Raw genomic sequence first — 23,974 nt, forward strand, 5'->3', positions numbered from 1 at the left:
CATTTATACCTAGGACTGTTCTGGGTATAAATAAGGAGTAATGAAATGAACATAGATAGGATCCAACCCATCAATCAGGTGACTCAAACAGAGCCAGTTAGTTCATCTGAGGAAACGAGTGAAAGCAGTAAACCCATTTCTGTGTCACATTCATTTCTTGATGCAGAAACAAAGCAAGTTCTTGATAAAGCCACCGGCCTTTTACAAACCATAGTAACGGATAAAATGTCTGATAAAGTACTTCGTAAAATGCCACCTGACGAATATTTGAATTTACTAGGTTTACTCGATGAAATTATTAGCGGATCAATAAACAAACAAGTTTAGTTGTTATTTTGTAACTTATGTGCTTAATTTTAAATAATAACTCGACGAATAAGGAAGATGATGGACTTATCAGCAGCAGGAATAGGATCAGGTCTTGACGTAAAATCACTTGTAACTGCATTAGTACAAGCTGAAATAACTCCTATGCAAACAAGACATGATAATCGCTTAAAAGATGTGAATACTAGCCTATCCGCTGTTGGTCAATTGAGAAGCTATTTATCTAATTTTCAGGCGTCCTTAGCGAAGTTATCTGATTTCAGTAAATTTTACACCTATAAATCAACCATTAGTGATCCAGACTACTTATCTGCAACGTTAAGTTCAGAGGCTGCTAAAGGAACCTATCAGGTAGAAGTTCAAAAATTAGCACAGCAACAAAGCTTAGCAAGCACAACAATGACTAATACTGGAAGTGGTACCTTAACCATACAATTTGGTACCTACAATGCCGGGAAAACCACCTTTACTCCGAATGCTTCTGAAGCTGCAATAAATGTCACAATCGCTCCTGGAAACGATAGTTTAGCCGCTGTTCGAGATGCCATTAATGCTACTAATTCAGGAGTTACTGCCAGCATTGTACAGGACAGCTCGGGCTCAAAGCTTACAATTACTTCCAATAAATCAGGCGAAAATTATTCCATGAAGATCAGTGGAACCGTTGCCTCCTTAAATTATGATCCAACAACTGGAATTAATGCATTAACTGAAACCCTTGGTGCTCAGAATAGTTTAGTAAAAATCAATGGACTCACTATCAGCCAAAGCACGAACCAAGTAAAAGATGCGATAAGTGGTGTTACGTTGAATTTAAAAAAGGCCGAGGTTGGTAAAACCATTTCATTTGCTGTTGATGACAATAAAGATCAAATGACCTCTTTAATCAATGAGTTTGTCAAACAATACAATGATACTGTTACCTTCCTAACCAATTTAACGGGTTATAATACGACGACAAAACAAGGTGGAGTATTTCAAGGAGACCCACAATTTAGAAATCTTAAAATGAACATCACCAAATTAGCCACCTCTCAATTAGCCACGAATAATGGAGCTATTAATTCCTTGGCAGATTTAGGGATAGTCACTAATAAACAAGGCTTACTTGAAGTGAAGCAAGACAAATTAAATGCCGCGCTCACTAATAACTACCAAAGCATCGGGAATCTTTTTGCAAAAACAGCAAAAGCATCTGACTCTGGAGTTGTTGTAAATTCAGTGAACTCTACAGTAAAAGCAGGTAGCTATAGTCTGGTGTTGTCTGCATATACTCCTGGAGTAAGCATGAGTGGGACTATCGGTGGATTATCTGCCTCATCTACCGACGGAGTAACCTTAACAGGAAGTGGCAGTCTCAGTGGACTGTCGGTCAACATCCTATCGGGATCAACTGGTACTAGAGGACAAGTTGTAGTTACTGACGGAATCGCCGTTCAATTGAATACACTTTTAAAAACCTACATGGATACAAAAGGTGACCTTGATCAGCGAACTGACCAATTGAATAATCAAGTCAAAAGCCTCAGCAAAGTACAAGATGATATTGATGCACGAACAAAAACGTTACAAAGTCGTTTTTTATCTCAGTTTACCGCTCTTGATATTTTATTAACATCAATGCAGAGCACGAGTAGCTATTTAACGCAGCAATTAGCTAATTTACCCCAATCTAAGAGTAAGTAAAAAGAGGTGCTTACCATGAAAAATCCATATCTTGAAGCGTCTAACCAATACAAATCAATCGAATTACAAACTCGAATTGAAACAGCCTCACCTCATGAACTTATTGAATTATTACTTCAAGGCGCAAGATCGCATATTGCAACGGCTCAAGGTAGTATTCAACGAAATCAAGTCAAAGAGAAAGGGGAACATATCGGCAAAGCGATCAGTATTATAGAAGGTTTAAAAATTAGTCTTAACCATGAGAAGGGAGCAGAAATATCGACTAACTTGGAGCAATTGTATGACTACATACAGCACATTTTATTAAAGGCTAATTTAAATAATGATCCAGATCTACTTGCTCAAGCGAACATTTTGCTCGCAGAAGTTCATCAAGCATGGCAAGCAATTAACACCCAAAGGGAAGAAGAGGAATAACTTTATATCAGTTATGAATCAATAAAGTTTAGGTAAAAAAAGACGATAATACTATAAAATGAACAAATAGGGTTCATTATGAAACGAATAACTACAATAATGATTTCATATTTACTCTTCCAAATGCATACTTCCTATGCACAAACTCGTTATGGCGAAACCCTATGCAATACCACCGATTACTTTTGCATGAAAACAAAGAATAATGATAGTTGGGAATCCTTGTTTCCTAATATTGAGGAGCGAGATATTGTTCGACGCATTAATCGCATGAACATCCGACTAAAGCCCGGAATGATAATTGCTGTTCCTAAAAACATTGAACGATTAACCATCTATGATGTCTCACCATTTCCTCGCTATATTGAACCAACAGGTGAAAAAACAATCTACGTTAGCCAAAAGAAACTCGCTTGGGGAGCCTACGATGAAGATGGTGAGTTGCTGTGGTGGGGACCTATTTCATCAGGAATTGGTCAATGTAATGTTACTGGTGGTTGTTCAACTCCCACAGGGGAGTTTAGAATAATTCGTAAACAAGATATCGATTGTATTTCCACCGTATTCCCAAGAAGAGCAAACGGGGAAAGTGGAGGCGCACTGATGCCCTACTGCATGCACTTCTTCAGAGGTTATGCACTACATGGTAGTTATGAAGTGCCCGGATATAGAGCTAGTCATGGATGCGTGCGCATGTTTATTGAAGATGCACGCTGGTTGAATGAAGAGTTTATTGAGGTTCCAGGCGGTGGATTTAAAGGTACTTTAGTGATTCTTGATGCTCCTGATGATCCTAAAGAACACTAATTATCCCCCTTCGATCGTGGCCCGGTATTGCAATATCAACTGAGCTGCGACCATAAGGGGGCAGAAAATGCAAATCTCTATAGTTCTAAAATAGCCCCATTAAAGCAACCAAAGTAGACAATTTATAAACAAAATGTTAATATTTTAAATGGTGCATTTTATAGATTGATATGGTAATCTGCAAAGTTACGTTGTGAGTAAAAATACCGCACTTATGCCGGATGAATTACAATTCCATCTTCAATGAATCTCTCACAACAAGCTTTTGCATGAATTTAGCAAGATTTAATGATTCTGGCAAAATGAGCTAATATGGAGAAAAACAACACTATGAGTCATTACAACACCCAAACCCAATCAGTACATAAATCGAATATTGACCGCATTATGCCATGGGTGGTTTGGGGCCTAGGATGTTTATTCTACTTTTATGAGTGTCTACTTCAAGTTTCTCCTAGCGTGATGAGTCATGAATTAATGAAAGATTTCTCCGTAACAAGCCAAACCCTTGGGATTTTATCAGGCATATACTTCTACTCCTACGCAGCCATGCAGCTTCCTGGTGGCGTACTAATGGATTACTTTGGTCCACAGCGCTTACTGACTATAGCTACCTTTGTTTGTGCTATTAGCACAATTGCTTTTGGAATGACGAACAATTTCTTCATGGCCTGCCTTGCACGACTAATGATTGGATTTGGATCAGCTTTCGCAGCTGTAGGAACTATGAAATTAGCAGCAAACTGGTTTCACTCCACAAAATTTGCTTTACTGACAGGACTCATGGTAACCATTGGTATGTTAGGTGCTATCGGTGGTGAAGCGCCTCTAGCTCTATTAATCGATAGCTTTGGCTGGCGTGAAAGCATGATTATTATGGGCAGCATTGGTATTTTATTGGCTGGTTTATTGATCCTCATTGCAAGAGATACACCCAAAAATTATAAGCCCTCTGTGCATGTACATCCTGTCGAAGAAGAGCAACTAATACCCAGTCTCATGGCGCTGATAAAAAATAAACAATTATGGCTGGTTGCTAGTTATGGTGGGCTAATGTACATGGCTACCCCTATATTTTGTGGTCTTTGGGGGGTTCCGTTCCTGATGAATAAAATGATGATTGAAAAATCAACAGCCGCAAATTTTATTTCTCTAGTATTCATTGGATGGGCTATAGCAAGCCCTCTGTGGGGTATTTTTTCCAATCGTATTGGACTTAGAAAGCCACCTATGCTTATAGGTTGTATAGGTGCATTGCTGTGTTCTTTAGGCTTTATTTTTGCCCCGATTACCTCTCCAATCGCTATGGAGTTATTGCTGTTCTTTTTTGGAATTTTTTCTGCGGGATTTTTACCAGCATTTTCGGTTGCTAAAGAACTATGTAATAAAAAATACGTTGCTACTGGTTTGAGCTTCATGAACATGATGAACATGATTGGAATCGCACTTGGTCAACCATTAATTGGATTAATACTGGATAAAATGTGGGATGGAAAAATGGTAGGTCCAGTAAGGTATTACCCAATAGAGGCTTACACCACTGCCCTCTCTATATTACCATTAGGTATGTTAGTAGCCTTGTTGCTTTTGCCAAAAATTAAAGAAACTTATTGCCAAAGCGTTAATTAATGGAATAATAACGCCATTTGCACAGAAGATAGAATATAGAATATGGTTAAAAAATTATACATTAAAACAAATGGCTGCCAAATGAATGAATACGATTCAACTAAAATGGCAGACGTATTGCAGGCTTCTCATGGTCTCGTAAAAACAGACAATGTTGAAGAGGCTGATGTGATACTATTGAATACTTGTTCTATTCGCGAGAAAGCGCAAGAAAAGGTGTTTTCACAACTCGGTCAATGGAGAGAGTATAAAGCGAAAAATCCTCACGTGATTATCGGTGTTGGTGGATGTGTAGCAAGTCAAGAAGGTGCTGATATTGTCAAAAGAGCCCCCTTTGTTGATATCGTTTTTGGGCCACAAACTTTACATAGACTGCCTGACTTACTCCGAGAAAGAGAGCAAAAGAAAAAAGCAGTAGTAGACATTAGTTTTCCTGAAATCGAAAAATTTGATCATTTACCTGCTCCACGCGCAGACGGTCCAACAGCGTTTGTTTCCATTATGGAAGGTTGTAGTAAATATTGCAGTTTTTGCGTAGTACCCTACACAAGAGGGGTTGAAATTAGTAGACCATTTGATGATGTCCTGGCTGAATGTTATCAATTAGCTAGCCAAGGGGTCAGAGAAATTAATTTACTGGGCCAAAACGTCAATGATTACAGAGGCGAAATGGATAATGGCGATATCGCTGATCTAGCACTACTCATCCATTATGTAGCAGCGATTGAAGGAATAGGAAGAATTCGATTCACCACATCCCACCCGCTCGCTTTCTCAGATAATTTGATCAATGCCTTTGCGGAAGTACCAGAACTTGCAAATCATTTGCATTTGCCTGTTCAAAGTGGTTCCGATCGCATTCTAGGTTTAATGAAGAGAGGATATACTGGATTAGAATATAAATCTAAAATTCGCAAACTTCGTAAAGTTCGTCCTGATATTCGTCTATCCACTGATATCATAGTAGGTTTCCCTGGCGAAAGCGATAAAGACTTCCAAGATACGATGGATCTTGTGCATGATATGGGATTTGATACCTCCTTTAGCTTTATTTACAGTCCAAGACCTGGTACACCAGCGGCCAATCTTCCAGATGACACACCATTGGAAGTTAAAAAGCAACGCCTGCAAATCTTACAAAATCGCCTTCTTATAAATGCTTCACGTTACAGTGAGTCCATGATAGGAAGTAAACAGCGCATACTTGTAACAGGCTTCTCTAAAAAGGACAGCAAGCAACTGTCAGGACGCACCGAATGTAATCGAGTCGTTAATTTTGAAGGCCCAGAAGATTTAATAGGACAATTTATAGACGTTCAGATTACTGATGCTCTGCCTAACTCACTGAGAGGACGGCTACTTGAAGTGGACATGCTCGTTATCTAATGATTGAACATATACAGAAGCAATTTGCTGTAACCCGAGACTTGCATAATAAACGACTAGATGTTGTTGTGTCAGAACTAATGCCGGAATATTCACGTTCCCAAATTAGCTCATGGATTAAAAGCAACTCAATCCTAGTGAATGAGAAGCCTTACAAACCAAAGGATAAGGCTCAGGAAGGAGATCGAATCAGCATCAATGTTCAATTTGAGCCAATCAACCCTGATTTTAACGTATGCAAACCTGAGAACATCCCACTGAACATTGTTTATGAGGATGATGATGTTTTAGTGATAAACAAACAAGCTGGATTGGTTGTACATCCTGGAGCCGGCAATAGAGAGCACACTCTGGTTAATGCATTACTTCACCATGCTCCATCTCTCCAGCATCTTGCTCGAGCAGGTATAATTCATAGACTGGATAAAGACACTACTGGCTTACTCATTGTGGCTAAGAATTTGAAAGCCCACAATTCATTGACCCAGCAAATGCAAGCCAGAGAGATAAATCGACAATACATCACGCTGGTCTATGGGCATATTATTTCTGGTAGCACCATTGAAACTGGGTTTGGAAGACATCCTAAAAATCGCCTTAAAATGACCGTTTGTGATCATGGGCGAGAGGCGATTACCCACTACTCCATCAATAAGCAATACTTTGATTTCACTTTGCTGGATGTTCAGTTGATGACTGGCAGAACGCATCAAATCAGAGTCCACCTTAATTACATCAAACACCCTGTTGTTGGAGACCCACTGTATGGAGGTCGGGTTCGTTTTCCTGCACAAGCAAGTCAAATGCTTATCATTGCATTACAACAATTTAAACGACAAGCATTACATGCTGCAAAGATCGAGTTTATACACCCCGCAAACAATAAAAAATTGATATTTACAGCAGCCTTACCTGATGATTTCAGTACGCTGCTAAAGACTATGGATGAAGATTATGAAAATAAGAAAAGCTGATTGGAATGCACCTCAAAATGTAACCGCTTTATGCACGACAAGATTGGATGGTTTTAGCCAAGCCCCCTACCACGGTAACAATCTAGGTTTGCATGTTGGAGACAAGGACGAACATGTTCTAGCAAATAGAAACGAGTTAAGACAATTTCTCCAGCTTCCTGTTGAGCCCTTCTGGCTAGAGCAAACTCACAGTACAGTATGTGTGGAAATTGATATCGATTCTAACAGAGATGCTGATGCAGCAATTACTCGTGTACCGCTTAAACCATTAGTCATCCTAACTGCAGATTGCTTACCAATTACAGTATGTAATACAAATGGAAGTGAGGTAGCAGCAATTCACGCTGGTTGGAAAGGTTTGTTCAATGGCATTATAGAAAACACCCTATCCAAAATGCACAGTAATCCACAAGATCTAATGGCTTGGATTGGACCAGCCATCTGCCAACAATGTTATGAAGTGGGCAGCGAAGTTTTTGATGCTTTCACAAACAAATACCCGATAACAAAAAATGCTTTTTCCCCGAAAAACAACAAATGGCTAGCCAATTTACCCAAAATGGCCGAAGAAATATTAAATAAAAATGGGATATCTGATGTATTTCAGTCAAATTTATGTACTTTTGAGTTAAAAAATGAGTTTTTTTCCTATCGTAGAGAACAACAAACGGGTAGAATAGGAACTTTAATTTGGATTAACGATCAACCTCGGGATTAATCATTATGATCAAGCATATCAGATTACTTATAGCAATGATTGCGTTCATTTTTAGTACAGTAACTCTTGCTGCACAAGACCAGAGCATGCCAAGCCTTGCCCCCATGCTTAAACAAACTATGCCTGCTATAGTCAACGTCGCTGTACAAGGTTACTTGCCCAATGATGCTACAGCTTTAGGGCGTAATGGCGAAGACGAACAGGATAACAAGCCTCAGCAACCTCCTCGTAATGCTGAAAAAGGTAGAAAATTTGAGAGTATTGGCTCGGGAGTGATTATCGATCCTAAAAATGGGATTATCATAACAAACGATCACGTTATCCGTAATGCCAACTTGATTACAATCACTGTTCAAGATGGTAGAAGATTGAAAGCACGATTGATAGGCGGCGACAGTGAAACTGATTTAGCAGTACTAAAAGTAGATGCCACCAATTTAAAGTCTCTGCCGATTGGCGATTCAGACAAATTGGAAGTAGGTGATTACGTAGTCGCAATCGGAAACCCATTTGGCTTAAACAGCTTTGGAAATAGCCAATCAGCAACTTTTGGTATTGTCAGCGCCTTAAAACGAAGCGACCTAAACATTGAAGGCGTAGAAAACTTTATTCAAACCGATGCCGCAATAAACCCAGGTAATTCAGGTGGGGCTTTAGTGAATACGAAAGGTGAACTCATCGGTATCAACACTGCGATTTTATCCCCCTATGGCGGTAACGTGGGTATAGGCTTCGCTATACCTGTCAATATGGTAAAGGATGTCGCACAGCAAATTATTCAATTTGGCTCAATCCATCGCGGTTTAATGGGTATTTTTGTACAGCATTTAACTCCAGAGTTAGCTCAATCAATGGGATATGCTGAAGACTTTCAAGGTGCACTCGTATCTCAAGTCAATGAAAACTCCCCAGCCCAAGTTGCTGGTTTAAAAGCCGGTGATATTATTACTCAGATCAACGACACCAAAATTTTACAAGCAACTCAGGTTAAAACAACAATTAGTCTTTTACGTGCAGGATCGACCGCTAAAATTCAAATAGTTAGGGACAATAAACCGCTGACACTGAATGTTGAAGTTACTGACATCAAAAAGCATGAGCAAAAGCTGCAATCAAGTAATCCATTCCTATATGGCTTGTCTTTACGTAATTTTGAACAAGAATCTCCTCCTCATGGAAATGTGATCGGAGTTCAAATTGTAGGTGCTTCAGAAACAAGCGCAGGATGGAGAGCAGGATTAAGACCTGGCGATATTATTATTTCAGCCAATAAGCATCCAGTAAAAGACATCAAATCATTACAAAACTTAGCTCTACAAAAAAACAAAGAGCTTTTAGTTCAAGTATTGCGTGGTCCTGGTGCAATGTATTTGCTAATTATCTAACCCATTTAAACTGGGTATCACTTGCTGATGCCCAGTTTATTATTCTTAAAAATCATCGTATTGAAAAATTAATTAAAAATCTGTTAAAACAGTCTTGACAGAATGTCCTGAAAAAGACAAAATCACGCCTCCAGTGGCTATGTAGCTCAGCCGGTTAGAGCGCGGCACTCATAATGCTGAGGTCGGTGGTTCGAGTCCACCCATAGCCACCATCTACACAATATGTAATATCCCTTGTTAATCACCAATTACGCCACCACCTTTACTACGGTGGTCCTTAACGCCTTCATCCAAACCAGCAGCTTCAGTAAGAGCAGCCACATTGTCCTTAGTAAAAAATCCATCAAATTTGTGACAGCGCTCTACATACTCTGTGATTAAGATCGAATATTTTGAATGTTTAGAAAAGATTTGTTTTAGATCAGGTGAGTCACCACATGAACCAAACACTTTAGCCAGAAACTCAATAGAGAATTTGTCACGTAAAGTACTAACGACATAATCAATGTTCTTTTGTCCTGAAGAATGATCCCCATCTTTTACTTCATAGGCGATATGATGCATTCTGCGACCATAGTTTCTTACGAATGCTTCTGTTGGCATAGGGAGATTTTCAAAGGAGTTGACCATGAACGGGGTATTATTTGCCGTAAATACCTTTGCAGGAGATTTAATATCATGACCATGTGGAACTCTATTCACGTTGGTCGATGAATTCATATCCATGATGTTGTAAGCACCCCAAAAATAATACTTAGATAGGCACAAGAATTCTAAAATGGCATCTTCGCGCTCACCGGCCAAAATCCGTGTAGCCATGTGATCAATACCTTTTAGTAAGTGTTTAGTCCCATTATCTATACTGATTTGATCTTCCTCATCTAATTGCTTTTGTTGCTCTTTAGTTAAATAAAAACGCTGCCCCAGCTCGAGAGCATCAAAATCATAAATAGGAGAGTCAATATATCCGACACTATTGTATGTATGATCCGAAAGACGAGTAAAATTAATGTGCTTAGCGCTGTAAAATTTGTTTTCGGCAGATGATTCATCATGAAAATTAAAATCATGGGATTGTAGAATGGATTTTATCGCATTTTTGTCTTTGCAATTATAGATTTCTCCTACGTAACGAGCATTGTATTTTTCCCTTGAATTAGGATACATTTTATTGATACGCGTAATATCATCTTTAAAATTGGGATCTAAGGGCTCTAAAACAATAAAAACAGGGCTCTCTTTAGTATTTATTAAACAATAGATTTTATGAGTTTCACTGATATAACTCCTGGCATAACGATAGGGCGTCATAAAATACAATTCTCTAATATAAGGTAGAGCATCACCAGTTTGTACCTGAACAACTACTCCCGCCATATCACCATATAACTCTTCAAGTCCTGACGAAATCCTTCTCTCGAAAATTTTTGACTTGTATTCATTGAAATAGGATGAGTTTTGCTTATCACCTTTTGGAGTATAGGTTAATGGATTGATCATCATGATCTCCAAACATAGATTATATGTAGTAATAATTATATACCATTTTTGAAACAGCGATCGTGGATAAGCTCTTGGCTCAACCAATGCTTGTTTATCGATTAGTTCTCGAATCACGACGTGGAGTATAGGCAAGGTTAAGCTTGTTGATCTATCGAGGTATAGATAACTAAATCGTTTAGACTTTCATAAAATGGTCATAGATTGCTTTGCTGATTTGAGCAATTGCCCTACTTCGTGGATAGTCGCTTACTGCTTTGGATTTAATATAAACGGCAATTGCAATATGTCCTTTTTTATTCGGTAAGGTGATTATTCCTACATCGCTCGTAAACCGATAAAGCTGTTTAGAACCTGGGTATCTAATGTAATTTCGTTCGTCTATGCCCCATGTTCCCGTTTTATGAGCCACTTTTACTCTAGGAGGTAGCAAACCGCGAATACGACTGCGTCCGGTTCGACAACTTTCCATTATGTTTAATAGTAAATTCGTACTTGATTCAGAGAGCACATCCCCTTTATAAAGTTTTACTAACAGTTTCGCCATATCATCCGGTGTTGTAGTATCTCTTACATCGTTTTGAAACCGCTTCCAAGCTTGTGCTTTCTCTTTCAGCGGAACTTGATTAAACGCTTTTTTCCATGAACTAACCGTTCTTGGTCTTTTTGACAAAGCGGGATCAACATGATTAGTATCCATGAGCATTTGTATAATTGAACGATTAATAACAATGTTTTTAAAACCAAGAGCATACATACGCTTTGTGACTGCACTTGGACCTTTAGCTGCCTGTAAGACAACGTCACTGGCACTATTATCGCTGTTAATAAGCATGTATTTAAGAATCTGCTTCATGGAGATACGAAGTTCATTTTTTTCAAACATATAATGTAAAACACCTGACCCGGGTACTGAGTGTTTAGCATTTAATTTGACTATGCGGTTTAATGACTCCTTTTCTTCATCCACTCTATGCAATAAAGCAATTGCGATAGGTAACTTGATGGTACTTGCCATAAAAAATCGTTGGCTTCCGTTATGACTAATCACTTTATTCTTTTCAACATATATAGCTGTGACGCCGATGATAGCATTTGAACTCTTTTCAATAGCACTGATGCGCTTTTGTATATCTGTTTGCATCGAAGCGCTAACAAGATTGGCTGAACACAAAAAAAACAAAATCAATGTAAGTTTGATGATGTTTAAATTGATGTTCATGTTTTGCTTCAAAAAAAAATGCGTGTTCATTGAATTATAAATCCATTTGTGAGTTTCATTTCTCTAGGCCAATACCGCTAAAACCATCCAACACTAGTTACTGATACTATATCTTATAAACACAAAAAATATTAGATAAATTGAATCTCCAACAGTCTTATTTTAATACTTTTAAAAATTGAAATTACTTTTAGATCATCATGTTCATTTTTTGTCTTACAGATCCATTCCAGCATTTTTTCTATTTACAGGACTGACAAAAAAACCTTACTTCAAACACCTGCACTGCGTGTTAATGACCACTCATTGATTGACGAATTGACTATTCACCCCCTCCCCAAGACTTTTGCAAGGAGAGCGAAGTTAAAGAAACGGGTTAAACAACAGAGGTTAACACTTCGATTAAACGATCGATGTCCTGCTCATTATTGTAGTAATGCAAAGATATTCTTATGCCCCCTTCTCTTTGCGTTACCCATACATTATGTTCTTCCAATAAGCTCATTATACTGCCCAAATTATCAAAAGGTCCTAAAAGCGTAATTCCCGAGCGATAATGCTCTTCTTGCTTGAATAGAACAGGAATATTATGTTGCTCTAATTGAGCCATTAGATAATTGGTTAAACTGAGGATTCGTCTTCCTATATTTTCAATTCCTATTTCCTCAATAAGATCCAGAGCTGCATCAAATCCTGCGAATATGGTTAAGTTATCCCAACCTAGTTCAAAAATCCGAGCTGAATCATAAAATTTACAAGTCCCATCAAAATTCATTGCACCTTCAACACTACGCCAACCTATTAAATTTGGCTTGAGTTGTTTGAAGAGATCTGGATGTATATACATAAATGCAATACCTTCGCCACATCCCATCCATTTGTAACAAGAGCACACTAAGGCATCGATTTTTTGCGTTTTAACATCGATTGGAAAAGCACCTATACCCTGAGTTCCATTGACTATTAGGTTTACATCAGGCTTGCTTTCCTTAATTTTATCTATTGGCATTTTATAGCCATTACCAAAATGAATAGAGCTGGCAACAATCGTTGATACATCATCCAAGGTATTGTTTTGTAATGCATCCAACATTGCCTTTAAAGAATCAACCCACTGAATTGTGTGTCCGCTTTGAGTCCATGGTATGACCGATGATCCAAAGTCGTTTTTTGCTATTAAAACAGAATCAGTCTTTGGCAAAGAGTTGGCTAAAGCATTCATTCCGAAAGAAACATGAGGAATAAACGCAATATGTTCCTTTTCAGCATTAATCAACTTGGCAATTTTTTCCCGACATCTTTCCATGATTTGTATATTTTCACCAAATGCCCGTCCTCCCATATTAGCAACTGTTTGATATCTGCTTTGTATTGCATCAAGGACAGGTTGAGAAATAGCTCCTCCACCCGCAGTCATAAAGTAAGTTTGTTGAGCTACAACTGGAAAGAGATTCCTGTATTTTTCCCAATTAATCATTCGCTTAGGCCACCTATAAAAGTCAATGGTTTAATAGATCTATTGATTCGTTTTGTTTTTAGCAGAGACAAACTGTTAAAAATTAATCTTTAGTTTCTCTTCCTCTTCTTCCTTCGTCAAACCAGCTAATTTGTAGAGCGTGCCAGCTTTTGTTTTTGCAACACCGAGTTTGGAGGCAAGCTTATTAGGGTTGAATAAAAGTATAGAGTTTATTTCTATTCCTAATTGACTTTGGATTGACGTCTTCAAGCGCTCTATCAATGAGAATTTGGCAGACTCATCCATGTTTGAAACTAATTCAACTCGAATTTCAATCGATCCTTCTCGAGAAATAATTTGATACTCACAGCTTAGTTCTTGATGTTGAAATAAAATATCTTCAATTTGTATCGGAAATACATGTTTACCAGTCGAAGGACAGGTTACTAAATCTGCAGTCCGTCCAAGCACATTGATAACAGGCGTATCGTATTCACAACCACAATTTAAAGTTAGGGTACCAAAGTCCCCTGTCTTGTATCGAAGGAGTGGCATATAATTTATATTTGTATTGGTTAATACAATGTTGCCCACTTCACCTTCATTTTTTACTGGGGTGATAAAATCATCTTTAAGCAGTTCAACAACCAGATATGGATTTGAAGGCAAGTGATAACGATGATTACTACAAGATACTAAGCCCCCACTATCAAGCTCCGTCAAACCATAGACCCCATGCACCGATGCATTTCCATATTCCTGACTTATACGTTTAAACTTAGCTTGAGAAATAATTTCACCCGTTAGTATGATCTTTTTAATTGAAGATTGGCTTGGATCAATCCCCTGCTCTCTCATGGCTTGGGCATAACGTAACGTTTCTAACGGTCTACCGATAAGCAGCTCCGGTTTCAATCGCACAAAAAGATCGATGACTTTTTGCGGCATGCAAACCAATGTTTTTACTCCGGCTGGAATCGCCGTTATGCCAGCTTTGGTTAATCCCGCAAAATATTTGATTCCAATAGGATTCATTTCAAAAGGCAACGCTATAATCGCCCTTTTGACTTCATCTTTATCTAAACATAACCAGTCAAAAATAAAGTTTGCAAACTCTCCTCCACGCTCTGGGCCTAAATCTGGTATGACAGGAAAAGGATTCCCTGAGGTACCGCTGGTTTCAAAATACGATGGAGGATTATCATTAAGAACCTGATCAACCAATAAGTCAATTTTGTCTGTATTTTTATCAATTGGAGGGAATTTGGCTAAATCCTGCAAAGAATTCACTTTAGTTTGTAGCAAGTTTTGATAATGGTCTTTGTAAAATGAAAAGTTACTGACTACGTATTCAACTAATTTTGTAAATCGTTCACACAAAATAGTTTGATCATCTTGCTTTAAAAAAATACTGGACATTAAAACCTCTACTTGCTAGTTGTGACTTGCCTTGTTGGATCGATGCTCTCATTGAAACCACACAATTTTCACCTATTTCTTTTTAAATCGTAAGTAAATCCATTGGCATTTATCACTAAGATCTTTAGGTAAAAAAAGCTCTCTTGTCTTAGCCATACCAATGGTTAAAGGCTTTGGATAGATAATGTAGTCATATCCCATTTTTGCCCAAAGAGGGATTACAATAGGACATTCTTCAATAAGGTAATTCAAACCATGTTTAAACAATGTATCTACATCAGTTGCCGGATTGATTAATGAAAGTCTTTCTATATACGTCATAACGTTCGCGTCAATAGCAGATTTGTAGTCTTCATTTTCATTATAAGCGGTTACAATCTCTTGTTTTAAAGCATCGTATTCGTTATGTAAAAGAAACTCATCCCAGCGAATGATGGTGTGAGGAACATTGAGTTTATTTAATGCATATTCACTTCTCTTTAACCAAAGGTCACCCGCGTCTTTAGAAAAAATAGCCGCTTGTTCTACTCCCATTCGACCGATATGATTGTGGCGTTGGAGAGTATCGGCCATTACTATGTCACATTGTTGAAAAGCATATTTGTTGACTAACTCAATTGTTGCCAGAAACTTACCTTGCTCATGATATGCTTGACCTACACTAATGAATAATAACGCTTTTTTTCCAGTAAAATCAGGTGCCTTGCTTTCACCTTCAATATCTAACTCGGTATATCTGAATGATGCTTTGTGTGTTTGGAGTCCTACTTGATTCTGAATATCAAGCTCATTTTGAATATGCTGCATAGAAAACATTATGAATGTTCCTTAATCCAAGAGGTAAAAATGAATTGGGCTGCATGTCCAAATTATATCATTTTGACATTTTATCTGTCGGTTTGATGCATTTGGCACATGGCAACCAGGAAGCGAATTATACTTATTTCTGTATAGAATGCATCTTTTTTTTACTTTAAAACCCTATTATGATCATTGTGCACAGCATAGTCAGCATTATGTTGTTATTTGTTGCAAAAGCGTGAAGTGATTAACTGGCGCATTTATCAGGTATTTTTAGCGGATAAAGAGGTATGCAATGATTCCTCTCTTTACAATAGACTTTCTGCAAATAATCACGTCCAAAGGCTATGGCAAGACGTGAATTTTGGTTATTATGTTAGAACTAATCATTCAACGGTTTATAAATGCGTTCGTTAGTAATAGTACTCTTAGCCCTCATCTGCTTGTCATTGGTTTACGCCAATGATGTAAATATTTCTACAGTGAGCAGAGATGGGAACACCATTTTCTACCTTCAAGCTGGCGCTTTTAACCTCGAAAAAGATGCAAAACTTCGCCAAGAAGAGCTTTCCAAACAAGTCAGCCAATCCGTTGAAATTAAAAATCTTTCTGATAAACACCTTTATTTAGTCCAAATAGGTCCAATTGAGGACTATCAAACTGCTAGACAGCTCAAGGACAAATTGTCACAAAACTCCAATAACCTTATTGCAGAAGTAAAAAGTCCTAATCCCCCTGAGCTAGAAAGCAATCAACTCTTGCCACAAGTTGATGAGTCGCCCCAACCACAAGCAGCGAGCAAACTTTGGAATCTTCGTAATGCAGATGTACGTGCAGTGATTGCGGAAGTATCCAGAATTACTGGCAAAAATTTTGTTGTCGACCCTAGAGTACAAGGGAAAATATCCATCATTTCCTCAACACCACTATCAAACAAAGAACTGTATCAAGTGTTTCTCTCTGTGCTTCAAGTGTCAGGTTATGCAGCGATTCCTAATGGGAAAATTATAAAAATCATTCCGAATATAGATGCTAAAACTCAATCCCCAGATTTAATTAGTGGGATGTCTTCACCTCCTAGAGGAGATGACATGATGGTCTCTGTAGTACCTGTTCATTACGTACCCTCTGAGCAACTTGTCCCGGTTCTTAGACCTTTAATGCCACAATGGAGTAGCATATCTGCTTATGCTCCCTCCAACATGTTGATCCTTTCAGGAAGAGCCAACAACATCAAAAGCTTAACAGACATTATTAAACAAGTAGACAGCTCTTCGGCCAATGGTATTGACATGGTTAGCTTGCGTCATGCTTTAGCTATGGACGTTGCAAATACTTTAAAAGATCTCGTTAAAACACAACCAGGCATGGGGAGTCGTACTCAAATTACTGTTGCCGCCGATGATCGCTCTAATTCAATTTTAGTGAGTGGAAGTAAAACGGACAGAATTCGCCTAAGAATGTTGATTCTGAAATTGGATAGAAAAAGCTCAGAAGGAGTTAATCAGAATACTCAAGTCGTTTATCTTAACTATTTACGAGCTGAAGATATAGTTCCAATCCTTGCTGGTATTGCACAAGCAAATTTCAGTGGGAATGTAGGAACAACTATTGGAACGATTACTCGTCCAGCCTTAGACAGCACAAACCCAGCATCTAACCTCGCGAATAATTCTTCAAGTGACCAAAGTGGTGGTGGTGGATTAACCAGCAGCAACCCATCGCAACCTTCTCTAAACAGCTCTGCAGCTACTTCAAATACGACTTCTGCCAGTACAAGGAATGAAGGGAGCACTAAACCCACAGTGCAAATTATTGCTGAACCCAATACCAACTCAATTATTCTGAATGCCCCAGCATCGATCATCCGCATTCTAAAATCAGTTATCTCACAATTGGATATTCGACCTGCTCAGCTCCTGATTGAAGCGATGGTTGCTGAAGTTGACCAAAAGGATATTAATAATTTAGGTATAGAGTGGGGCTCTGATCAACAAACGGGTAATGCACAAAAAGATTTTAGACCAGGATTTGCTATTATTAATAGCAAAACACAAATAGATGATTTTCAAGCCCAAATTTACGCACTGGCAAGGGAACAAAAAGCAAATATACTTTCAACACCATCGGTAGTGGTGCTGGATAACCGCCAAGCTAAAATTCTTGTAGGTAAACAAGTTTCAGTAGCATCAACCAGCTATCCTAATAATGCAGGTGGAACAACTACTGCTAGCCCATACACTACTTTTGACCGAGTCAATGTTGCTTTGCATTTGTATGTAAGACCACAGATTACCCGAGGTCAAGGGATACAATTACAAATTGATCAAGGAAATGATACCTTAGATCCCGCCAGTACTACAGACAGTGCCAACAATCCAACATTCAAAATAAGTAGCATAGTGACTTCCGTTCATGTTGAAAGTGGTGATGTCGTTGTTTTAGGTGGTTTAACTCAGGACAGTATTGGAAATGAAAATAATAGATTACCAATTTTAGGCGATATCCCAGGTATTGGACGTTTATTCCAGCACAATATCCGTAACCGCGATAAACGGGTTCTAATGGTCTTTATCAAACCAATTATTCTTCATAATGAGCGAGATAACTTGCATGTTACGGGTGAAAAATACAATAGTACTCGACAATATCAACTTGACTGGTTGAAGTCACAAGAAGCATTTACTCAATCCAATGATGAAACAGTGTTACCACCACTAACTCAAGGAACATTGCCTATACCCTTTAACTCTTTGCCAACCCACTCCCAAATGACGAAATAAACCATGGTAACAGATGACAGATCCCCTAAGGTCCCTTATAGTTTTGCAAAAAGCAATCGTATTTTGGTTGCAGAAATAAGCGAGGATCATGCATTAATTTATCATATGCCCGAAACACCTTTGCAAGCCTTTGCTGAAATCAAACGTATTTTGCAACGCGAGATGGATTTTAAACAAGTCGATGAGAGTACTTTTCAGCAACATTTAGCCAATATTTACCAATCAAAATCGTCCATATTAGATGCCGCCGAGGGCATGGAGGAAGACATGGACTTGTCGCAGTTAGCAAGTCAACTCCCTGTCAGTGAAGATTTGTTGGAAAATCAAGATGACGCCCCAATAATTCGCTTACTTAATGCCCTATTTACTCAGGCAATAAAACAAAAAGCGTCTGATATCCATATTGAAACTTACGAGGACAGAGTTCTAGTCCGAAACCGAATCGATGGTGTATTACAAGAAGTTCTTGAAATTCAAAGAGCCATAGCACCACTTGTTATTTCAAGAGTTAAAGTAATGGCAAAATTAGACATTGCTGAGAAGCGTATTCCTCAAGATGGACGAATTTCTCTCCGCATTGGTGGTCATAATATCGATGTAAGGGTATCAACCCTACCCTCTAATCATGGTGAGCGCGTGGTTTTAAGGATACTCGATAAACAAGCAGCTCAATTGGATCTCAGTTTATTAGGGATGCCAAAATCCAATTTAACCACACTCCGCAAAATGATATCCGAACCGCACGGGATAATTCTTGTTACTGGACCGACTGGCTCTGGTAAAACAACTTCATTATACGCGATGCTCACTGAATTGAATCAAGTGCATCGAAATATTTTAACGATTGAAGATCCCATCGAATACGATTTAGAAGGTATTGGGCAAACTCAAGTGAATACCAAAGTCCAAATGACTTTTGCAAAAGGCCTTCGAGCCATACTTCGACAAGATCCTGATGTAGTGATGATAGGTGAAATTCGAGACCTTGAAACCGCTGAAATCGCAGTTCAAGCTAGTTTAACAGGCCACCTTGTGCTCTCCACTTTACATACTAACAGTGCCTTAGGCGCATTAACGAGACTCCGTGATATGGGAGTGGAGTCCTTTCTACTATCCTCAAGTATTGTAGGCTTAATCGCTCAAAGACTAGTAAGAAGTTTATGTTCTCATTGTAAAACACCACATGCATTACGAGACGATGAAATTGAATTAATGGGCTTAACTGCAAAAACAGATATTTCTAAAGTATGCGAGCCCAAAGGTTGTGATCAATGCAATCAAATTGGGTATCGTGGAAGAACAGGTATTTATGAGCTTATCACAATTGATGAAGAGCTTCGCGGAATGATTCATCGTAATGACAATCTTCAAACTATAGAGAATTACATAAGACCTAAATCTCCAAGTATTCGGGATGATGGCTTTAAGCGAGTTCTTGCTGGAGATACTTCATTAGCAGAAATTTTGAGGGTTACTACGCAAAATTAGATGAAAGGTTATAATTAGAGATATTCGCTCCCTTACGCTCGCGGCTCGGTGTTGTACAGTCCCAACTGCGCCGGGGCCGTAAGGGAGCGGATAAAAATTCAGAGCCTTACACCTTACGCCAACCAGTTCCTCCAGAACCATCTTCAAGCTCTATTCCAAGATTGAGCAACTCCGATCGAATTTGATCTGCTCTATCCCAATTTTTATCTTTACGCGCTTGATTGCGCTCAGAAATCAATTGCTCAATGGTTGCTTTGTCAATCTCATCCAAACCTGACTGTAAGAATGACTCAGGTTCCTCTTGTAGAAGACCTAAGATACTAGCTAAGTACTTCAAAGTGCTGGCTAATAGTGGTGAATTACTCTTATTGACTTCATGAGCTAACTGAAATAACACAGACAATGCAATAGGAGTATTGAAGTCATCATTCATAGCCTGATTGAATTCATTCGCCCACTTAGAGTCTATGTCTTTATCATTGAGCGCAGGGACATCTTTTATTGCTTGATACAAACGAGTCAATGCTTTTTGAGCGTTTAATAAATTTTCCTCAGAATAATTTAAGGGGCTTCGATAATGGCTACTGAGCAAAAAATATCGAATGACTTCTGGATGATGTTTTGTTAATACATCTTCAATCGTGAAAAAATTTCCAACAGACTTAGCCATTTTTTCACCATTAACTTGCAGCATACCAACATGCATCCAATAATTTGCAAAATGCTTTCCAGTAGCTGCTTCGCTTTGGGCAACTTCGTTCTCATGGTGTGGGAATTGTAGATCTAAACCACCGCCATGGATGTCAAATTGCTCACCTAATTCATGCATTGCCATCGCAGAGCACTCTATATGCCAACCAGGTCTCCCATCGCCCCAGGGAGAAGGCCAACTGGGTTCACCTTGCTTTGCTTTTTTCCATAGTACAAAATCTAAAGGTGATTTTTTTTCTTTTACAATTTCGACACGAGAACCAGCTACCAACCCTTCTAAATCTTTATGCGACAACTTACCATATTCGGCAAAAGTATCGACTTGATAGCACACGTCCCCATTATCGCTAACATAAGCGTTCCCTTTATCCAGTAATCGTTTTATTAATCCGACGATAGTATCGATATGCCCTGTAGCTCTAGGCTCGATATCTGGAGGTAAAATATTTAATGCCTCAGCATCTTCATTCATCGCTTTAATGTACTGTTCCGTTAAAGAATCAATACTTATGCCCCGTTCATTGGCGCGATTAATAATCTTATCGTCTATATCAGTGATGTTTCTCACATAATTCACTTGATAACCTTGAGAACGTAAATACCGAACGATAACGTCAAAGGAAACCATCGAGCGGGCATGGCCAATATGACAACGGTCATAAACAGTTATTCCACAAACATACATCCCTATTTTACCTGGGTTTAGAGGTACAAATTTTTCTTTTGATCGAGTTAATGAATTATATATATACAACATTTCAGCCCCTTAACTGGATTTTCCCCAAGTATCTTTAAGATCAACAACACGATGAAATGCACACACATTCCCCTCTATCGATTCATTGACGCAATAATAACCCAATCGCTCAAACTGGAATACTTCACCAACCGCTTGATCTTTTAGAGCGGGCTCGCAATATCCTTGCGTAGTTTGTAATGAATCATGATTTAGGAATTGTAAAAAATCCTCTTCGCGGGCAGGGTTAGGATCATTAAATAATCTATCGTATTGATGGATTTTCACTGGATGAGCATGATGACAAGAAACCCAGTGAATGACTCCTTTTACTTTTCGATCCTCTGGATTTTTTCCTAAGGTCTTTTCATCATAAGTACAGTGAAGCTCCTTTATTTGACCATGTTCATCCTTTATCACACTTTCGCATTTAATGACATAGGCATGCCGCAGTCTTACTTCATTTCCTGGTGATAATCGGAAATACTTTTTGGGTGGGTCTTCCATGAAGTCTGATTTTTCAATATATATTTCTCGGGAAAATGGTAATAATCGACTGCTCGTTGAATCCTGTTGATGCGGGTTAAAATTAGCGTTAATCTGCTCCACTTTGCCCTCGGGATAATTAGTAATGATAACTTTTATGGGGTCCATTACGCATAAGGCACGTTTAGCAGTTCGGTTAAATTCATCTCGGACGCATTCTTCAAGAAGTGTCATGTCTATCACAGAATCGCTCCGTGAAATTCCAATCATTTCACAAAATTGACGAATCGCAACAGGGGGATAACCGCGTTTACGCATACCCCTTAAAGTAGGTAGTCTAGGATCATCCCAACCACTTACAATTTCTTTCTCTACTAATTCACGCAACTTACGCTTACTAGTCACTGTATGTGATAGATTTAGCCGAGCAAATTCAGTCTGTACAGGTTTTGCAGGCAGAGGTAAATTATCGACTAACCAGTCATATAATGGCCTATGATCCTGAAATTCAAGTGTACACAAAGAATGGGTAATCTTCTCCAAAGCATCGGAAATTGGATGCGCATAATCGTACATTGGATAAATACACCATTCATCCCCTGTTCTTTGATGGCTTGCATGACGAATACGATATAAAACAGGATCTCTCATATTCACATTTCCTGATTTCATATCTATTTTAGCCCGCAAAACGTATTTACCGTCAGGAAATTCTCCAGCTTTCATACGCTCAAAGAGATCTAGGCTCTCCTCTATTGGTCTATTTCTGTAAGGACTATCCTTACCTGGCTCTTGCAATGTACCACGATATGCCCTTATTTCTTCCATTGTTAGACTATCTACATAAGCCATATCCTTTTTTATCAAAAGCACCGCCAAATCATAGAGTTCATGATAGTAGTCTGAGGAGTGGGTCATGTCGCACCAATTAAACCCCAACCAGCGAACGTCTTCGATGATAGCATTTACATACTCTTCTTCTTCCTTTATGGGATTCGTATCGTCAAAGCGTAAAAAACATTTTCCTTGAAATTCATCAGCCAAGCCAAAATTCAAACAAATTGATTTTGCATGCCCTACGTGCAAATACCCATTTGGCTCCGGTGGAAAACGGGTTACAACCGATTGATGTTTACCGCTTGCTAACTCATCAGTAATGAGTTGTCTTATAAAATGTGCGCGTTTTTCAATTTGTTCTGTCATGCTTTAATTCCAATGTTGTCAATCGCCTCTCGCATAGAATGGATTATGGTATGCGCTGCTTGTAACGGATCTTTTTTTGCAGTGTAGGCCTCAATGATTCTCTCGATCAAAGCAGCTCCAACAATAACGCCATCAGCAAACTGAGAAACTTTAGCAGCTATTTCAGGTGTTTTAATTCCAAATCCTACCATCATTGGTAATTTGGATAAGCGCTTTTTCAGTTGATATTGTTCCTGCAAGCTCGTCAGGTCTAGGGCGTTAGAGCCGGTAACCCCTTTAAGGGAAACATAATACAAGTACCCGTTCGCATGTCGATTTATTAGTTCAATCCGATCATCTGTGGTTGTTGGTGAACATAAAAATATGCAATACAGGCCATGTTTGTTCCACACTCTCACAACGCCTTCTGCTTCTTCGGGTGGTAAATCAACCAATATGGTACCATCTACTCCAGCTTCAATCGCGTGCTGAGCAAATAAATCGTAGCCATATTGTTCTATGGGATTTAAGTACCCCATCACGATAATAGGTGTATCGTTGTCTTGTTGGCGGAACTCCTTCACCATATCCAACACGCTTTCACAATGAATTGAATGAGTTAGAGCTCGCTCCATAGCACGCTGTATGACGGGCCCTTCAGCCATAGGATCAGAAAATGGTATTCCAAGTTCTAAAACATCAGCCCCTGCTTTCACCAATTCATGCATCAAAGGGACGGTTAGCTCAGGATGAGGATCACCTGCCGTGATGTATGGACTGAGCATTTTCCGTCCACTCATACTTAGATTTGCTAAAGTCTTATCAATTCGATTCATGTTCTACCTGAGAAGTATGTAA

19 protein-coding genes and 1 tRNA gene are annotated in these 23,974 nt (G+C 38.7%); 12 read left to right on the forward strand and 8 right to left on the reverse strand.

Annotated elements, in window-relative coordinates:
- Positions 1-45: 45 nt before the first annotated feature.
- From Lwal_RS04120 to Lwal_RS04165, 10 genes are all read left to right on the forward strand, one after another.
- On the forward strand, positions 46-327 hold the full coding sequence (locus Lwal_RS04120; protein ID WP_058479652.1) for a hypothetical protein: 282 nt from the start codon (positions 46-48) through the stop codon (positions 325-327).
- Between the two features lie 60 nt (positions 328-387).
- Positions 388-2,013, forward strand: a complete 1,626-nt coding sequence (fliD, locus tag Lwal_RS04125; protein ID WP_058479653.1) for a flagellar filament capping protein FliD — start codon at positions 388-390, stop codon at positions 2,011-2,013.
- A gap of 15 nt (positions 2,014-2,028) precedes the next feature.
- Positions 2,029-2,433, forward strand: a complete 405-nt coding sequence (gene fliS, locus Lwal_RS04130; RefSeq protein WP_058479654.1) for a flagellar export chaperone FliS — start codon at positions 2,029-2,031, stop codon at positions 2,431-2,433.
- Positions 2,434-2,511: 78 nt separating this feature from the next.
- Complete coding sequence (locus tag Lwal_RS04135; protein WP_058479655.1) at positions 2,512-3,240, forward strand: L,D-transpeptidase; 729 nt, start codon at positions 2,512-2,514, stop codon at positions 3,238-3,240.
- Positions 3,241-3,570: 330 nt separating this feature from the next.
- A complete protein-coding gene (locus Lwal_RS04140; RefSeq protein ID WP_058479770.1) occupies positions 3,571-4,869 on the forward strand; it encodes an MFS transporter in 1,299 nt (432 codons plus the stop codon).
- A gap of 42 nt (positions 4,870-4,911) precedes the next feature.
- Entirely contained in the window at positions 4,912-6,255 is a 1,344-nt protein-coding gene (gene miaB, locus Lwal_RS04145; RefSeq protein WP_058479656.1) for a tRNA (N6-isopentenyl adenosine(37)-C2)-methylthiotransferase MiaB, read from the forward strand.
- Positions 6,255-7,229, forward strand: a complete 975-nt coding sequence (gene rluD / locus Lwal_RS04150) for a 23S rRNA pseudouridine(1911/1915/1917) synthase RluD (RefSeq protein WP_058479657.1) — start codon at positions 6,255-6,257, stop codon at positions 7,227-7,229. The genes miaB and rluD overlap by 1 nt, the downstream gene beginning before the upstream one ends.
- Entirely contained in the window at positions 7,210-7,947 is a 738-nt protein-coding gene (gene pgeF, locus Lwal_RS04155) for a peptidoglycan editing factor PgeF (RefSeq protein ID WP_058479658.1), read from the forward strand. The genes rluD and pgeF overlap by 20 nt, the downstream gene beginning before the upstream one ends.
- 5 nt (positions 7,948-7,952) lie before the next feature.
- Complete coding sequence (locus tag Lwal_RS04160) at positions 7,953-9,332, forward strand: Do family serine endopeptidase (protein ID WP_058479659.1); 1,380 nt, start codon at positions 7,953-7,955, stop codon at positions 9,330-9,332.
- 135 nt (positions 9,333-9,467) lie between these two features.
- Positions 9,468-9,544: transfer RNA gene (locus Lwal_RS04165), tRNA-Met, on the forward strand.
- 25 nt (positions 9,545-9,569) lie between these two features.
- Here the strand turns inward: Lwal_RS04165 and Lwal_RS04170 are convergent.
- The 5 genes from Lwal_RS04170 to Lwal_RS04190 all read right to left on the reverse strand — a co-directional run bounded on the left by Lwal_RS04170 (position 9,570) and on the right by Lwal_RS04190 (position 15,745).
- Positions 9,570-10,832, reverse strand: a complete 1,263-nt coding sequence (locus tag Lwal_RS04170) for a hypothetical protein (RefSeq protein WP_058479660.1) — start codon at positions 10,830-10,832, stop codon at positions 9,570-9,572.
- Positions 10,833-11,010: 178 nt separating this feature from the next.
- Positions 11,011-12,084 carry a class A beta-lactamase gene (gene bla / locus Lwal_RS04175; RefSeq protein ID WP_193787210.1) on the reverse strand — a complete coding sequence of 358 codons (1,074 nt, stop codon included), beginning with the start codon at positions 12,082-12,084 and terminating at the stop codon, positions 11,011-11,013.
- 346 nt (positions 12,085-12,430) lie between these two features.
- A complete protein-coding gene (locus Lwal_RS04180; protein WP_058479661.1) occupies positions 12,431-13,531 on the reverse strand; it encodes an aminotransferase class V-fold PLP-dependent enzyme in 1,101 nt (366 codons plus the stop codon).
- A 75-nt stretch (positions 13,532-13,606) separates the two neighbouring features.
- Positions 13,607-14,929 carry a phenylacetate--CoA ligase family protein gene (locus Lwal_RS04185; RefSeq protein WP_058479662.1) on the reverse strand — a complete coding sequence of 441 codons (1,323 nt, stop codon included), beginning with the start codon at positions 14,927-14,929 and terminating at the stop codon, positions 13,607-13,609.
- A 72-nt stretch (positions 14,930-15,001) separates the two neighbouring features.
- Positions 15,002-15,745 (reverse strand): hypothetical protein, encoded by a 744-nt coding sequence (locus tag Lwal_RS04190; RefSeq protein ID WP_058479663.1) that lies wholly within the window; start codon positions 15,743-15,745, stop codon positions 15,002-15,004.
- Positions 15,746-16,134: 389 nt separating this feature from the next.
- Here Lwal_RS04190 and lspD point away from each other — a divergent pair, with 389 nt between their 5' ends.
- On the forward strand, positions 16,135-18,513 hold the full coding sequence (gene lspD, locus Lwal_RS04195) for a GspD family T2SS secretin variant LspD (protein ID WP_058479664.1): 2,379 nt from the start codon (positions 16,135-16,137) through the stop codon (positions 18,511-18,513).
- A gap of 3 nt (positions 18,514-18,516) precedes the next feature.
- Complete coding sequence (gene lspE, locus Lwal_RS04200) at positions 18,517-20,001, forward strand: GspE family T2SS ATPase variant LspE (RefSeq protein ID WP_058479665.1); 1,485 nt, start codon at positions 18,517-18,519, stop codon at positions 19,999-20,001.
- A gap of 106 nt (positions 20,002-20,107) precedes the next feature.
- On the opposite strand, the gene cysS is transcribed toward lspE, so the two are convergent.
- Genes cysS through trpA form a run of 3 tightly spaced genes read right to left on the reverse strand, consistent with a single transcriptional unit; the run spans position 20,108 to position 23,952 of the window.
- Complete coding sequence (cysS, locus tag Lwal_RS04205; protein WP_058479666.1) at positions 20,108-21,469, reverse strand: cysteine--tRNA ligase; 1,362 nt, start codon at positions 21,467-21,469, stop codon at positions 20,108-20,110.
- A gap of 9 nt (positions 21,470-21,478) precedes the next feature.
- Entirely contained in the window at positions 21,479-23,137 is a 1,659-nt protein-coding gene (locus Lwal_RS04210; protein WP_058479667.1) for a glutamine--tRNA ligase/YqeY domain fusion protein, read from the reverse strand.
- Positions 23,134-23,952, reverse strand: coding sequence for a tryptophan synthase subunit alpha (gene trpA, locus Lwal_RS04215; protein ID WP_058479668.1), 819 nt, complete (start codon positions 23,950-23,952; stop codon positions 23,134-23,136). The genes Lwal_RS04210 and trpA overlap by 4 nt, the downstream gene beginning before the upstream one ends.
- Positions 23,953-23,974: the final 22 nt, after the last annotated feature.

The sequence above is a fragment of the Legionella waltersii genome, from assembly GCF_001468085.1.
In the GTDB taxonomy this organism is placed as follows: Bacteria; Pseudomonadota; Gammaproteobacteria; order Legionellales; family Legionellaceae; genus Legionella; species Legionella waltersii.

Excerpts from the sequence above, each read along its gene's own strand:
- Lwal_RS04120 (WP_058479652.1), top strand. The coding sequence starts at position 46 with ATGAACATAGATAGGATCCAACCCATCAATCAGGTGACTCAAACAGAG.
- fliD (WP_058479653.1), top strand. The coding sequence starts at position 388 with ATGGACTTATCAGCAGCAGGAATAGGATCAGGTCTTGACGTAAAATCA.
- fliS (WP_058479654.1), top strand. The coding sequence starts at position 2,029 with ATGAAAAATCCATATCTTGAAGCGTCTAACCAATACAAATCAATCGAA.
- Lwal_RS04135 (WP_058479655.1), top strand. The coding sequence starts at position 2,512 with ATGAAACGAATAACTACAATAATGATTTCATATTTACTCTTCCAAATG.
- Lwal_RS04140 (WP_058479770.1), top strand. The coding sequence starts at position 3,571 with ATGAGTCATTACAACACCCAAACCCAATCAGTACATAAATCGAATATT.
- miaB (WP_058479656.1), top strand. The coding sequence starts at position 4,912 with ATGGTTAAAAAATTATACATTAAAACAAATGGCTGCCAAATGAATGAA.
- rluD (WP_058479657.1), top strand. The coding sequence starts at position 6,255 with ATGATTGAACATATACAGAAGCAATTTGCTGTAACCCGAGACTTGCAT.
- pgeF (WP_058479658.1), top strand. The coding sequence starts at position 7,210 with ATGAAAATAAGAAAAGCTGATTGGAATGCACCTCAAAATGTAACCGCT.
- Lwal_RS04160 (WP_058479659.1), top strand. The coding sequence starts at position 7,953 with ATGATCAAGCATATCAGATTACTTATAGCAATGATTGCGTTCATTTTT.
- Lwal_RS04170 (WP_058479660.1), bottom strand. The coding sequence starts at position 10,832 with ATGATCAATCCATTAACCTATACTCCAAAAGGTGATAAGCAAAACTCA.
- bla (WP_193787210.1), bottom strand. The coding sequence starts at position 12,084 with ATGAACACGCATTTTTTTTTGAAGCAAAACATGAACATCAATTTAAAC.
- Lwal_RS04180 (WP_058479661.1), bottom strand. The coding sequence starts at position 13,531 with ATGATTAATTGGGAAAAATACAGGAATCTCTTTCCAGTTGTAGCTCAA.
- Lwal_RS04185 (WP_058479662.1), bottom strand. The coding sequence starts at position 14,929 with ATGTCCAGTATTTTTTTAAAGCAAGATGATCAAACTATTTTGTGTGAA.
- Lwal_RS04190 (WP_058479663.1), bottom strand. The coding sequence starts at position 15,745 with ATGTTTTCTATGCAGCATATTCAAAATGAGCTTGATATTCAGAATCAA.
- lspD (WP_058479664.1), top strand. The coding sequence starts at position 16,135 with ATGCGTTCGTTAGTAATAGTACTCTTAGCCCTCATCTGCTTGTCATTG.
- lspE (WP_058479665.1), top strand. The coding sequence starts at position 18,517 with ATGGTAACAGATGACAGATCCCCTAAGGTCCCTTATAGTTTTGCAAAA.
- cysS (WP_058479666.1), bottom strand. The coding sequence starts at position 21,469 with ATGTTGTATATATATAATTCATTAACTCGATCAAAAGAAAAATTTGTA.
- Lwal_RS04210 (WP_058479667.1), bottom strand. The coding sequence starts at position 23,137 with ATGACAGAACAAATTGAAAAACGCGCACATTTTATAAGACAACTCATT.
- trpA (WP_058479668.1), bottom strand. The coding sequence starts at position 23,952 with ATGAATCGAATTGATAAGACTTTAGCAAATCTAAGTATGAGTGGACGG.